At 65.4% G+C, this 14043-nt stretch carries 10 protein-coding genes and 1 tRNA gene; 10 read left to right on the plus strand and 1 reads right to left on the minus strand.

What is annotated here, in order from left to right; genetic code table 11:
• Nucleotides 1–97 precede the first annotated feature (97 nt).
• The 10 genes from QW887_RS13730 to QW887_RS13775 all read left to right on the plus strand — a co-directional run bounded on the left by QW887_RS13730 (nt 98) and on the right by QW887_RS13775 (nt 12059).
• On the plus strand, nt 98–1066 hold the full coding sequence (locus QW887_RS13730) for a sensor histidine kinase (RefSeq protein ID WP_315825570.1): 969 nt from the start codon (nt 98–100) through the stop codon (nt 1064–1066).
• A 191-nt stretch (nt 1067–1257) separates the two neighbouring features.
• On the plus strand, nt 1258–3036 hold the full coding sequence (locus QW887_RS13735) for a putative bifunctional diguanylate cyclase/phosphodiesterase (RefSeq protein WP_316194626.1): 1779 nt from the start codon (nt 1258–1260) through the stop codon (nt 3034–3036).
• A 133-nt stretch (nt 3037–3169) separates the two neighbouring features.
• Entirely contained in the window at nt 3170–4363 is a 1194-nt protein-coding gene (locus tag QW887_RS13740) for a substrate-binding domain-containing protein (RefSeq protein ID WP_315715117.1), read from the plus strand.
• A gap of 66 nt (nt 4364–4429) precedes the next feature.
• Nucleotides 4430–5194, plus strand: a complete 765-nt coding sequence (locus QW887_RS13745; protein ID WP_315751883.1) for an ABC transporter ATP-binding protein — start codon at nt 4430–4432, stop codon at nt 5192–5194.
• Nucleotides 5191–5913 (plus strand): ABC transporter ATP-binding protein, encoded by a 723-nt coding sequence (locus QW887_RS13750; RefSeq protein WP_315825573.1) that lies wholly within the window; start codon nt 5191–5193, stop codon nt 5911–5913. The genes QW887_RS13745 and QW887_RS13750 overlap by 4 nt, the downstream gene beginning before the upstream one ends.
• Nucleotides 5910–6920: a branched-chain amino acid ABC transporter permease gene (locus QW887_RS13755; protein ID WP_315715114.1), complete on the plus strand. Its 1011-nt coding sequence runs from the start codon at nt 5910–5912 to the stop codon at nt 6918–6920. The genes QW887_RS13750 and QW887_RS13755 overlap by 4 nt, the downstream gene beginning before the upstream one ends.
• On the plus strand, nt 6917–7987 hold the full coding sequence (locus QW887_RS13760; RefSeq protein ID WP_316194627.1) for a branched-chain amino acid ABC transporter permease: 1071 nt from the start codon (nt 6917–6919) through the stop codon (nt 7985–7987). Before QW887_RS13755 ends, QW887_RS13760 begins: the two co-directional genes overlap by 4 nt.
• Nucleotides 7988–8190: 203 nt before the next feature.
• Entirely contained in the window at nt 8191–11292 is a 3102-nt protein-coding gene (locus QW887_RS13765; RefSeq protein WP_316194628.1) for an EAL domain-containing protein, read from the plus strand.
• Between the two features lie 145 nt (nt 11293–11437).
• The gene (locus QW887_RS13770) at nt 11438–11842 is read left to right on the plus strand and encodes a YccF domain-containing protein (protein WP_315715111.1); all 405 of its coding nucleotides are present in this window, start codon (nt 11438–11440) and stop codon (nt 11840–11842) included.
• A gap of 140 nt (nt 11843–11982) precedes the next feature.
• Nucleotides 11983–12059, plus strand: a tRNA-Arg gene (locus QW887_RS13775).
• Nucleotides 12060–12465: 406 nt separating this feature from the next.
• Here the strand turns inward: QW887_RS13775 and QW887_RS13780 are convergent.
• The gene (locus tag QW887_RS13780; protein WP_316173597.1) at nt 12466–13665 is read right to left on the minus strand and encodes an IS256 family transposase; all 1200 of its coding nucleotides are present in this window, start codon (nt 13663–13665) and stop codon (nt 12466–12468) included.
• Between the last annotated feature and the right edge of the window lie 378 nt (nt 13666–14043).

A 14043-nucleotide genomic window follows, 5' to 3' on the forward strand; every position in this document is an offset into this window, starting at 1 on the left:
TGCGCGCCAGGTTGCAGCACACGCAAGACGGCCTCCATCAACCGGACAAATTACCGCCACGTCGGCCTTAATTTGGTTGCGCAGTTGAGGCTCATGGATGTCCATGACGCGACTCATCGACGACATCAAGCGGATTTGGCGCGGCGAGCAGCAGCCTTCCCTGACATGGAGCTGCATGTTTGCAGCGATGTGCCTGCTCGCAGCCACGGCGATCCGCTACGGCATGGCGCATCTGCGGCCCGACGTGTTCTTCACGCCCTACCTGCCGGCCGTCTTCTTCGCCACCGCGATGGGCGGATCGGGCGTCGGCCTGGCGACGGCGATCGCAGGCGCGGCGCTCGGCCTGACGCTCGATTTTGGCGGCGGTCCGGCCGATGGCGCCCGGCTCGCGCTGATGGCGATGTATATGGTCGTGGCGCTGCTGGTGATCTGGGGCGTCGATCACTACCGGCGCCTGGCCGCCAAGCAGCGCGAGATCGCCCGGCGGCTCACCCAGGAGGAGCAGTATCGCAAGCTCCTGGTCGACGAGCTGCACCACCGGCTCAAGAACAAGACCTCCACCATTCACGCCGTGCTGCATCAGGTGCTGTACGACCAGCCGCAGGTGTGGAGCCGCATCGACCAGCGCATCCGCGCGCTCGCGACCGCGGACGACCTGATCGCGCGCGCCGACGGACAGGGCTGCGACCTGAAGGATCTGCTGGTCTCGGAGCTCGGGCCATATGGCCATGTCCGCTTCGAGCTCCACGGCCCGCCGCTGTTCCTGCCTGCCAAGCTCGCCGTCAGCCTCGCTTTGATCTTTCACGAGCTTGCGACCAATGCCGGCAAGTACGGCGCCTTTGCCTCGCCGCGCGGCTTCCTTCAGGTGTCATGGACGATGCAGGAGGACCGCCTCCATCTGACCTGGGACGAGGCCGCGGGTCCGCCGATCGGTCCGATCGGCAGGCCCGGTTTCGGAAGCAAATTGCTGAAGTCCGTGCTGTCGTCGTTCGATGGCAGGACCGAGACCAGATTTCTCGAATCCGGCCTTCACTGCACCTTGCAGTGTCGCGTGCCACCAAGCTGAACCGGCCGCCGGGCGGCCATTCCTGCCTACCACTTTCGCCGCATGCGCGCGGCCGCGTCGCTGCTCCGATTCAGGAACGGTTAATGACGCCGCGGCACAAAGCTCCGTCATTCCCGAGACTTGGCTCGCGCGTTCCGGGTTTCTACGTAGCGCTTAACTAAAATGAAGCGGGAACTTTGCACAATCGGCGCATGTACAGCAGCGACCGATTCAACTTTTCCCCCGGGCCGAACGAGGGGCTGGGCTCGACCGAGGCCGAGCTGCGCTTCCTGCGCAGCGTCCTCAGCCAGCTGCCGTCGGGCGTCACGGTCCAGGACGAGCATGGTCGCTTTCTGCTGGTCAACGATACGGCCGCCGTCCAGCTCGGCGCCGCCGCCAACAGCATCGACGGCCTCTCGGCGCCGCATCTCCATAACCGGCGCACGGCCTGCCGCGAGATCCTCGGCCGGGGTCGGACGGTGATCGGCGAGGAAAAAGTGGCAGGCGAGCGCGGCGCGCAGATCTTGCTGACCGCGCATCGGCCGGTTCGCATCGGCGACCAGACCGTCCTCATCTCCAGCTCGGCCGATATCAGCGAGCAGAAGGAGTTCGAGGACCAGTTGTTTCGCGCCGCCTATTACGACGAGCTGACCGGCCTGCCGATGCGCCGCGTGGTCGAGCATCGCGCCGACCTGCTGGTCCGGCGCGGCCGCGTCGACGGGCGCTTCGCACTCGCCTTTCTCGACCTCGACAATTTCAAGTACATCAACGACTATTACGGCCACGCCACCGGCGATGCGCTGCTGGTCGAGCTCGCCAAGCGCATCAGCCGCGACCTGCGCGAGTCGGACCTGCTGTCGCGCATCAGCGGCGACGAGTTCCTGCTGCTGCTGCATCCGATCGAGCGCGCCGAGGAGGTCGCCGAATTCCTGCACGCGATGCTGGAACGCCTGAACGCGCCCTTCTTCATCGACGGCGCCGAGGTGTTCGCCTCCGCGTCCGTCGGAGTCAGCCTGTTTCCCGAGCACGGCGCAAGCTACGACGTGCTGCGCCAGAACGCGGATCTGGCGATGTACCGCGTCAAGAACAGCGGCAAGGGCACGCTGGCCTTCTTCTCCAGCGCGATGGAGCACGAGGCGCTGGCGCGCATGAAGGTCGAGCAGTCGCTGCGGCTCGCGATCCTGGAGAAGCGCTTCTGCTGCGCGTTCCAGGCCAAGGTCGACATCCGCACCGAGGAGATCAAGGGCATCGAGGCGCTGGTGCGGCTGCGCGACAATGAAGGCGTGATCCAGGCACCCGGATCGTTCATCAACCTCGCGGTCGAGCTCGGTCTCATCGACGAGCTCGCCCATCTCGTGCTCGACGAGATCGTCAAGTCGATCGACCTGATCAACGACGCGTTTGGGCCGGAGGCGACGATCAGCATCAACGTCGCGGCGAAACAGGCGTCGAATCCGGACTTCATGCAGCCCTTCGCCCGGGCGATCGCAGCGACCGGCTTTCCCAAGCGGTTCATGATCGAGGTCACCGAGGACGCGTTCGTGACCCGCAGCCATTTCCAGGACGAGATCGTGCCGCTGCTGCGCGGGATCGGCGTCGGCATCTCGATCGATGATTTCGGCATCGGCTATTCGTCGCTGTCGGCACTCGCCGACATCACGGCGGACGAGATCAAGATCGACCGCTCCTTCATCACCGACATTCATAAGCGACCGCGCAGCCAGGGCATCCTGCGTGCGATCGAATCCCTGAGCGAGGCGCTGGGCATGACGGTGATCGCGGAGGGCATCGAGTCGTTCGAGGAGCTCGCCTATCTGCAGGCCGCGACCAAGATCCGCTATGCGCAGGGCTACTACTTCTCGCGTCCGATCTTCCTGGAGGAGCTGAAGCCGGCGGCCCCGCTTGCAAGCGAAGCGCGCATCAGTCTCGCCAGTCGCCCGGTGCAGGAAAATCGCCAGGTCTATGCGCGCAGCAGCCGCTATCGGCGCTGAGCTTTTGGAGGACGACACCCTTCGACCCAAGGTATGAGCCGTCACGGGCTGCCGCCGAAAGCGCCTTGACCCAGGCCGAGCCTGCACACTATCAGTTGCAGGCAACAGCCGCCAGTAGCTGGGAGGAAGGCTCGTGAAGACGTCACATATTCTCAAAGGTATTGTTTCATCATTGACCGCCGCCCTGCTGGCGACCGCCGCCCAGGCCGATGATCTGAAAATCGCTCTCATCTACGGCAAGACCGGCCCGCTCGAGGCCTATGCCAAGCAGACCGAAGCCGGTCTCCGCCTCGGCTTCGAATATGCCACCAAGGGCACCAACATGATCGACGGTCGCAAGATCGTCATCATCACCAAGGACGACCAGGGCAAGCCCGACCTGTCGAAGGCCGCGCTCTCCGAAGCCTATCAGGACGATGGCGCCGACATCGCGATCGGCACGACCTCCTCGGCCGCAGCGCTGGCCGATCTGCCGGTCGCCGAGGAGAACAAGAAGATCCTCATCGTCGAGCCGGCGGTCGCCGACCAGATCACGGGCGAGAAGTGGAACCGCTACATCTTCCGCACCGGCCGCAACTCCTCACAGGACGCGATCTCCAACGCGGTCGCGATCGGCAAGCCCGGCGTCACGGTCGCCACCCTTGCGCAGGACTATGCCTTCGGCCGCGACGGCGTCGCTGCCTTCAAGGAGGCGCTGGCCAAGACCGGCGCGACGCTGGGCGCCGAGGAATATGTGCCGACCAGCACCACCGACTTCACCGCCGTCGGCCAGCGCCTGTTCGACGCGCTGAAGGACAAGCCCGGCAAGAAGATCATCTGGGTGATCTGGGCCGGCGCCGGCGATCCACTGACGAAGCTGCAGGACATGGATCCGAAGCGCTACGGCATAGAGCTGTCGACCGGCGGCAACATCCTGCCGGCGCTTGCCGCCTACAAGCGTCTGCCCGGCATGGAAGGCGCCACCTACTACTATTATGACATTCCCAAGAACCCGGTGAACGACTGGCTGGTGGCCGAGCACCAGAAGCGCTTCAACGCGCCGCCGGACTTCTTCACCGCCGGCGGCTTCTCGGCCGCGATGGCCGTCGTCACCGCCGTAACCAAGGCCAAGTCGACCGACACCGAGAAGCTGATCGCGGCGATGGAGGGCATGGAGTTCGACACGCCGAAGGGCAAGATGATCTTCCGGAAAGAGGATCACCAGGCGCTGCAAAGCATGTATCACTTCCGCGTCAAGGTCGATCCGAACCTTGCCTGGGCCGTCAACGAGCCGGTGCGCGAGATCAAGATCGACGAGATGGCGGTGCCGATCCGCAACAAGCGGTGAGATAATGGATCGCGTGCCCGGCCCTCGCGCCGGGCACATTCTTACTGGCAGTGACAAGCTGGCGACATGGCCCTTACCCTCGAAACCCGCGACCTCACCATCCGTTTCGGCGGTCATGTCGCGGTCAACAGCGTCAGTTGCAGCTTCAGGCCCGGTGAGCTGACCGCCATCGTCGGCCCCAACGGCGCCGGCAAGACCACCTATTTCAATCTGATCTCCGGCCAGCTGACGGCCTCCTCGGGCTCCATCCTGTTCGACGGCCGCGACATCACCGGTCTCTCGGCGCCGCTGCGCACCCGCGCCGGCTTGGGACGCGCGTTCCAGCTCACCAACCTGTTTCCCAATCTCAGCGTCGAGGAGAACGTGCGGCTCGCTGTGCAGGCGCAGAGCGGCGTGCACTATGACCTGCTCCGCCCCTGGATGGCGCGGCGCGACCTGATTGCGCGCGCGGACGCGATCCTCGACCAGGTCGCGCTTGGCGGCCGCCGCAGCGTCACCGCGACGACGCTGTCGCATGGCGACCAGCGCAAGCTCGAAGTCGCGCTGATGATGGCGCTGGAGCCGAAGGTCTTCATGTTCGACGAGCCCACCGCCGGCATGAGCATCGACGAGGTGCCGGTCGTGCTCGACCTCATCGGCAGGCTCAAGCAGGACACGAGCAAGATCATCCTGCTGGTCGAGCACAAGATGGACGTCGTGCGCTCGCTCGCCGACCGCATCATCGTGCTGCACAACGGACAGCTGGTCGCCGACGGTCCGCCCGCGGAGGTCATCGCCTCGCCAATCGTGCAGGAAGCCTACCTTGGCGTGGCGCCGCGGAGCGCGGCATGAGCACGCTACTGAAGCTTGCGGGCGTCGAGACCTATATCGGACGCTATCACATTCTGCAGCGCGTCGACTTCGAGGTGCCCGAGGGCCAGACCACGATGCTGCTCGGCCGCAACGGCGCCGGCAAGACCACGACCTTGCGCACCATCATGGGCCTCTGGCAGGCCAGGAACGGCACCATCTCACTCGCCGGCGAGCCGATCGAGAGGTTGGCAACGCCCGACATCGCGCAGCGCGGCGTCGGCTACGTGCCCGAGAGCATGGCCGTGTTCTCCGACCTCACGGTCAAGGAGAACCTGATCCTGGCGGCGCGCAATGGGCCGCTCGACGATGCCCAGCTCGCCTGGATCTTCGGCTTCTTTCCCGCCTTGAAGAAGTTCTGGCTGTCGCGCGCCGGCAGCCTGTCCGGCGGCCAGAAGCAGATGCTGTCGATCGCCCGCGCCATCGTCGAGCCGCGCAAGCTGCTCCTCATCGACGAGCCCACCAAGGGCCTGGCGCCGGCGATCGTGGTGTCGCTGATCGAATGCCTCAAGGAGATCAAGCGCCGTGGCGCAACCATTCTCCTCGTTGAACAGAATTTCCACGCCGCGCGCGAGCTCGGCGACCAGGTGCTTGTGATGGACAACGGCACCATCGTCCATCGCGGCGAGATGGCCGCGCTCGCGGCCGACGTGCCGTTGCAGGAGCACCTGCTCGGCCTCAGCCTGGAGGCGCATCAATGAGCGAGATCGCTGCGACCGAGGCACTGCCGAAACCGAAGCGCGACATCGCGCCGCTGCTGCTGCCGGTCGTGCTGGCGCTCCTGATGATCCCGCTGGTCGGGTCAGCGAGCTCCTGGGTGACCCTGACGGTCGCGAGCCTCGCGATGGGCATGATGATCTTCATTATGGCCTCGGGCCTGACGCTCGTCTTCGGCCTGATGGACGTGCTCAATTTCGGCCACGGTGCCTTCATCGCCGTCGGCGCCTACGTTGCGACGCTGGTGCTGCTGCCACTGGCGGGCTGGGCCCAGTCCGACTCGCTGCTGACCAACCTTGCCGTCCTCGTTCCGGCGGCGCTGCTGTCGATGGGCGTGACCGGCGCACTCGGCCTCGTGGTCGAGCGCGTGCTGGTGCTGCCGGTCTACGGCCAGCACCTCAAGCAGATCCTGATGACCACCGGCGGACTCATCGTCGCCGAGCAGACGCTGTATGCGCTGTTCGGTCCGCAGATCATTCCCATGCCGCTGCCCGCGGCGTTGCGCGGGTCTTTCATCATCGGCGACGTCGCGATCTCGAAATACCGGCTGCTGGCCATGCTCGTCGGCTTCGCGATCTTCGTCGCCATCGAGCTGGTGCTGAACCGGACCAAGATCGGCCTGTTGATCCGCGCCGGTGTCGAAAACCGCGAGATGGTCGAGGCGCTCGGCTATCGCATCCGCCGGCTGTTCCTCGGCGTGTTCATGACCGGCTCGGCGCTGGCCGGCCTCGGCGGCGTGATGTGGGGGCTGTATCGCGAGCAGGTGCATGCCTCGATCGGCGACGAGCTCACCGTGCTGGTGTTCATCGTCGTGATCATCGGCGGGCTCGGCTCGATCACCGGCTGCTTCATCGGCGCGGTCCTGGTTGCGATGGTCGCCAACTATGGCGGCTTCCTGGTGCCCAAGCTCGCCCTCGTCTCCAACATCCTGCTGATGGTCGCCGTGCTGATGTGGCGGCCGCGCGGTCTCTATGCGGTGACCAGCCGATGATGATCTTGTCCGGCGATCCGCCCCGCAGCCGCGCGCTGTCCATTCTGCTCATCGTCATCGTCGTGGCGCTGCTGGCGACGCCCTTCATCTTCCCCGGCGCCAAGGCGCTCAACGTCGCCGCCAAGATCTGCATCTTTGCCGCGCTGGTCGCCTCCTACGATCTGCTGCTCGGCTATACCGGCTCGGTGTCGTTCGCGCATACGATGTTCTACGGCATTGGCTCCTACGCGGTCGCGATCGCGCTCTATGGCCTCGGCCCCAACTGGACCTCGGTCGCGGTCGCCGTCGCGACCGGGCTGCCGCTCGCTTTGCTGCTGGCGCTCGCGATCGGCCTGTTCTCGCTACGTGTCGAGGCGATCTTCTTTGCGATGATCACGCTCGCGGTCGCCTCGGCCTTCCTGGTGCTGGCATCGCAATTGTCCTGGCTGACCGGTGGCGAGGACGGCCGCAGCTTCCAGCTGCCCGAGCTGTTGCGCCCGGGCACCGTGTTCATCGGCAAGGACTGGTTCGGCTTCCCGATCAACGGCCGCATCCTGACCTATTACCTGGTGCTATCGGCCTGCGCGCTGATGATCCTGGCCCTGCTGCGCGTCGTCAACTCGCCGTTCGGCCGCGTGCTGCAGGCGATCCGCGAGAACCGCTTCCGCGCCGAGGCGCTCGGCTATCGCACGGTCTTTCATCTCACCTATGCCAACTGCATCGCAGCCATGATCGCGGCCTGCGCGGGGATGCTGAACGCACTCTGGCTGCGCTATGCCGGCCCCGACACGTCGCTCAGCTTCTCGATCATGCTCGACATCCTGCTGATGGTCGTGATCGGCGGCATGGGCACGATCTACGGCGCCATCATTGGGGCTGCCATCTTCATCCTGGCGCAGAATTATCTGCAGGCCCTGATGGGGATCGCTTCGACCGCGGCGGCGGACGCCGGACTGCCGCTGCTGCCCGGCCTGCTGCACCCCGACCGCTGGCTGCTGTGGCTCGGCCTCCTGTTCATCGCCAGCGTCTATTTCTTTCCGACCGGCGTCGTCGGCCGCCTTCGCAACAAGCCGGGCGCGGCGCGCTGAGCTGCAAGTACCCCCGAAATTCTGCGCGGCGGCGCCGGAGCAGCCTAGGCCGCACGGTATCCACATGCGGAAATTATCGTTTGCCGCGAAGTTTCGACACGCGCTTAAGCGACGGCTAACCGCATTTCCTAACCGGACCGGCACCAGTGCCTTGTTATCAAGCGAGCTTGCAACAAGTCATTTCCTCCCGGGTCGATCAAGGCATGCAAGGCGCAGCAGACACGTCAGGGACCGGCGGTAGCGAGCCGGAATGGATTGGCACGTCCCTCTGGCGCGGTCCGGTGCCATGGCTGATCGCGTGCGGAGCGCTTCTGATCGCAGCCATCGTCATCGGGACGATCGTCATGGCCAGCGGTTTTCGGGCGCGTGCGATCGCCAACAACGAGCGCGAACTCGAAAACACCGTACTGCTGTTGAGCCGGCATTTCGCGCAGCAATTCGAAGACGCCGAGACCGCGGTTTCGCATGCGATCCGCCGCATGCAGCTCGAGTCGATCGGTTCGCCGGAGGCGTTCCGGTCCGAGATGGCAAGACCCGAGATCAGCGAGATGCTGCGCTCTCAGGTCAGCGGCCTGTCCTATATGGGAGACCTCACGATCGTCGACGTCGACGGCAATTTCGTGAACTGGTCGTCCAGCGACCCACTGCCGCCCATCAACGTCGCGGACCGCTCCTACTTCAAGGACCTGCAATCGGCATCGCGGCCGGACAGCTTCGTGATCCTGCCGGTCATGAGCCGCGTCACCGGCGGCTGGGCGACCATCGTCGCGCATCGCCTGAACGGCGCCAACGGGGAATTCCTTGGCTTGCTGACCCGCCGCGTGGATCCGCACACCTACGAGACGTTCCTGGAATCGATGGCTCTCGGGAAGGGCTCGTCGATCATGCTGGTCCATTCCGACGGCGCCGTGCTGGCGCGCTACCCGCACGCCGAATCCCTGATGGGCGCCAGGATAGGGAACGACGAGTTGCTGAAGGGGGTCGCCGAGAGTGGCCTGCGCACGACCCTGCTCACGAGCTCCGTCGACAACCTGGAGAAGATCGCGTCGGCTTCCAGGATCGGGCGCTTTCCGCTCGTCATCTCGGCCAATAGGCCGGTCGACGATGCGCTCGCGGACTGGCGATCGCAGATGGTGCTGATCGTGGGTGCGGCGGTGCTTGCGATCGCCGTCATCGCCGTGACGTTCACCCTGATGATCCGGCAGATCGTGCGACAGGGGCGTGCGGCAACGCGTCAACTGGAGACCGAGAAGCAAAGGGTCGAGACTGCGCTGGACAACATGACGCAGGGGCTGATCTCGTTCGACGCGAACGCATGCGTCGTGATGTTCAATCAGCGCTTCATCGACCTGCTCGGCCTGTCCACGGACGTGATCAGGCCCGGCGCCCACCTCAGCGAGGTCATCGCGCACTGCAAGGCGCGCGGATCCTTCAACGGCGACGTGACCGACTTCTGCGCCGACATCATCGACAGAGCCGCGGCAGGCGGCACGTCGCAGATGATCGCGGAGGGCGGAGCCGGCCGCTTCTTCAACATCATCGACAAGCCGCTGGCCTCGGGCGGATGGGTCACGACGATCGAGGACATCAGCGAGCATCGCAGGCTCGAGCAGGAGCGCGACCGCAACTACGCATTCCTGCGCGAGATCATCGACCACATCCCGTCGCACATCATGGTCAAGGACGTCCGCGACCGGCGCTATGTACTGGTCAACCAGTCGACCGAGCAGCGCTTCGGCGTGCCGCGCGAGGAGATCGTCGGCAAGACGGCGTTCGACCTGCTGCCGCGACCGGTCGCGGAAAAGGTGACCGCGGACGACGACCGGGCTCTGGAGCAGTCGGACGGGCTGTTTCTCGCCGAACATCCCTGGCAGAGTCCGGGGCTGGGATTGCGTTACATCACGTCACGGCGCATCGCCATCGCGGATGATGCGCAGCGGCCGCGCTATCTGATCAACGTGATCGAGGACACCACGGAGCGGCGGCTGGCCGACGAGAAGATCGCCCATCTCGCGCATTTCGACGCGTTGACCGAGCTGCCGAACCGCGTGCTGTTCCAGGAACGCATCGATGAGGAGCTGGAACGCGCGCGCCACGGCACCTTCTTCGCGCTGCTCTATATCGATGTCGACGAGTTCAAGGGCATCAACGATTCGCTCGGCCATCATGTCGGCGACGAGCTGTTGAAGACGATCGCGCGGCGCATCGAGGGCTGTCTCGCGCCGGAGGATATGGTGGCCCGGCTCGGCGGCGACGAATTCGCGGTGCTGCTGACCACCGTTGCGGACCGGGACGAGGTCATCGTGGCCGTGAAGGAGATCCTCGACGCGATCCGCAAGCCCTATAAATGCCTGGGCCACCAATTGTCGACCGACGCCAGCATCGGCATCGCGCTGGCGCCCCATGACGGCGTCGAGCGCGACCAGCTGACCAAGAATGCCGACCTCGCAATGTATGCCGCCAAGGCCGGCGGCCGCCGCACTTTCCGTTTCTTCGAGCCCGCGATGGATGAAACCGCGCGCGCGCGGCTGCAGTTGCAGCAGGACCTGCGCCGGGCGATCACCGAAGGCCAGTTCGAGCTGCATTACCAGCCGCTGCTCGGCTTCAGCGAGAACGTCATGACCGGCTGCGAGGCGCTGTTGCGCTGGCGTCATCCGGAGCGAGGGATGGTGCCGCCGCTCGACTTCATTCCGCTCGCCGAGGACACCGGGCTCATCAACGAGATCGGCGACTGGGTGTTGCGCACCGCCTGCGCCGAGGCCGCGCATTGGCCCGCCGGCATCCGCATCGCCGTGAACGTCTCGCCGGTGCAGCTCAAATCGCCGACCCTGGCGCTGCGGATCGCAGGCGCGCTGTCGGCGGCCGGCCTTGCGCCCGAACGGCTCGAGGTCGAGATCACCGAGGCGGTGCTGATCAGCGACGACGACGTCGCGCTCGGCATCCTGCACCAGTTGCACGACATGGGCGTACGTATCGCACTCGACGATTTCGGCACCGGCTATTCGTCGCTGAGTTATCTGAAGCGGTTTCCGTTCGATAAGATCAAGATCGACCGCTGCTTCGTCAGCGACATCGGCGCCGGCAGCTCGTCGGCGATCGTCCAGGCGGTGGTGAGCATCGCCACCGCCAGCAACATGACGACCACGGCCGAGGGCGTCGAGACCGGGGCGCAGCAGACGGCGCTGCGCCAGCTCGGCTGCACGGAGATGCAGGGCTACCTGTTCAGCGCCCCGAAGCCGGCGGCCGAGCTGCGCAAGCTGTTCGGTCCGGAAGCGGCGGCAGGGAGCTTGCAGGCCGCCGGCTGAGCCGGCTTTGCGGCGCCGTCAACGCCTGGCCGCCCCGGCCGAGCCTGAGGCGCGAGGCCACGCAGATTTCGACGACCGGCCCGCTACCGGCCTTGGCGCGGCGTTCCTATATCCGGAGCGGCAACAACGGAGTTGGCAGGTCGTCATGCAGCCGGTTTCCATGCTTCTGAACATCCTCTGGATCCTGTGCGGCGGCGCCTACATGGCGTTCGGCTGGCTGGTCGCCGCGGTCGTCATGGCGATCACGATCGTCGGGCTGCCCTGGTCCCGCGCCGCCTTCAACATCGCCGCCTATACGCTGCTGCCGTTCGGCTCGCGCGCCGTCCGCCGCGACCAGCTCACCGGCATGGAAGACGTCGGAACCGGCGTTCTCGGGCTGCTCGGCAACATCATCTGGTTCGTGCTGGCCGGCTGGTGGCTGGCGCTAGGCCACCTCCTGACCGCAATCGTGCTCGCGGTAAGCATCGTCGGCCTGCCCTTCGCCTGGGCCCATCTGAAGCTCGCCGGGCTGGCGCTGTGGCCGATCGGCAAGACCATCGTGCCGGCGTAAGGCGGGTCGGCGGCAGCGGTCCGGCCGCGCACCCCGCCGAACTGCCCCGCGCCTCGCGGCGCGAGCGGCCTTCCGCCTGGTCCGGGAGCATCCAAGGCCGTTGCCGTCGCCTAGGCAATCGGCTAAACGATTTGCCGTACGCACCCGTAGCTCAGCTGGATAGAGCGTTGCCCTCCGAAGGCAAAGGTCACACGTTCGAATCGTGTCGGGTGCGCCAGTCCTGGCTTGGTCCCGTGACGCGGTTGGACAGCCTGCTGGCTTTTGCCTCGCCTGCGCATCGGTCCGCAGCGCATTCTCTCCCGGCCCTGCTCAATATCCCCGGCGAGCATTCTGATCGTCGCGTGCCACCGTCGCAGCAGCCCTAGCTAGCTGGTCCAATCGGGTTGCTGGTATGAGGACGACCTCGCCGAAGCGGTGCGTTCCTATTTTCCGGTTACGCACAACGTTGCCGATGGCGCGGGTGGCGCTCCGCTTGCCGGGCTTTTGCAAGAGCGCGCCCGCTTGGCCGGAAAGAAGGTCGGGGTGATTTTGTCGGGCGGCAATATCGATGCGTCGGGATCGTGTCCCATTGCGTGGTGTAGCTAGCGGTGGGGCAGCGCGTTCGCCGGGGAGAGCTGGGCAGGTCAGCTGGCGATCGCCGGAAGGCTGACGGTGGGATCATCGCTCAACGGCGCGATTGTTTCCAGTGTCATGTAGCGGGCGTGCTGGACGGCCCATTCATCGTTTTGCTCAAGCAGGATCGCGCTGATGAGGCGGACGATGGCGTCTTCATTGGGGAAGATGCCGACAACCTCGGTCCGGCGCTTCATCTCGCCGTTGAGGCGCTCGATCGGATTGGTCGAGTGCAGCTTGGTCCGGTGCTGCGGTGGGAACGTCATATAGGCCAGCACATCGGTCTCGACCTCGTCGAGGAAGCCAGCAAGCTTAGGCAGTTTGGGGCGGAGTTGATCGGCGACCTTCCGCCACTGCGCTTGTGCAGCCTCGGCATCGTCCTGGGCAAAGGCGGTGGCGATGAAGGCGGAGACCACGCGCCGGCCGCTCTTGCCGGCATGCGCCAGCGCGTTGCGCATGAAGTGCACGCAGCACCGCTGCCAGCTGGCGTTGAGCACCTTGGCGACGGTGGCCTTGATACCTTCATGGGCGTCGGACACGACCAGCTTGACACCGCGCAGGCCGCGGCGGGCGAGCTTGCGCAGGAAAGCGGTCCAGAACGTCTCGGCTTCAAAGGGACCGATGTCCATCCCGAGCACCTCGCGTCGGCCATCGCTATTGACGCCGACCGCAACAATCACCGCGACCGACACGATGCGCCCGTTCTGACGCACCTTCACGTAGGTGGCGTCGATCCACAGATACGGCCAGTCGCCTTCGATCGGACGGGCGAGGAACGCCTTCACCTTGTCGTCGATCTCCGCGCAGAGCCGGCTCACTTGGCTCTTCGAAATACCGGTCATGCCCATGGCCTGCACCAGATCGTCCACCGAACGGGTCGAGACGCCCTGCACATAGGCTTCCTGAACCACGGCGGTGAGCGCCTTCTCGGCCATCCGGCGCGGCTCCAGGAAGCCGGGGAAGTAGGAGCCCTTGCGCAGCTTGGGGATGCGAAGCTCGACCGTGCCGGCACGAGTCTCCCAGGTCCGGTCGCGATAGCCGTTGCGCTGGGCCAGGCGCTCGGGGGTCTTCTCGCCGTAGGCCGCCCCGGTCTGGCCTTCGACTTCCATCTTCATCAGCCGCTGAGCAGCAAAGCCGATCATCTCGCGCAACAGATCGGCATCAGGGGTCTTCTCCACGAGCGTGCGCAGGTTCATCATTTCGTCGGTCATCGGTGGTTCCTCGGTTGCGTTGGCGTGTCGCAACCCGATCCTACCGGAGAACTGCCGGTGACCACCGCAAAGCCGCCCGCCCGCTACGGCGCTATCGGAGGCGCGCGTCCGAGCGGCTTTGCTCTACCGAGCTACACCACCACCGGGGACACGACCACGCGCCCCAGCCCATCGCTCAATCGCCGGGTGGTCAAATATGGCATAATGGTCAATCAAACTGCACTTTAGTGAGGCTTACATCTGCGGATTGTTCGCGGCGCCTAACGCCGGTCTCGGCCAGGGCGCCGGCGTCCTGCGAGACGCTCAGCACCCTGCCGTAGACAAGGCCGTAATGGGTGAAGTTGAAGGTGTCGATCTTTATCTCGGCCGCCTCGCCGA

Origin of the sequence: Bradyrhizobium sp. SZCCHNRI3052 (assembly GCF_032484895.1) — a bacterium.
Taxonomy (GTDB): domain Bacteria; phylum Pseudomonadota; class Alphaproteobacteria; order Rhizobiales; family Xanthobacteraceae; genus Bradyrhizobium.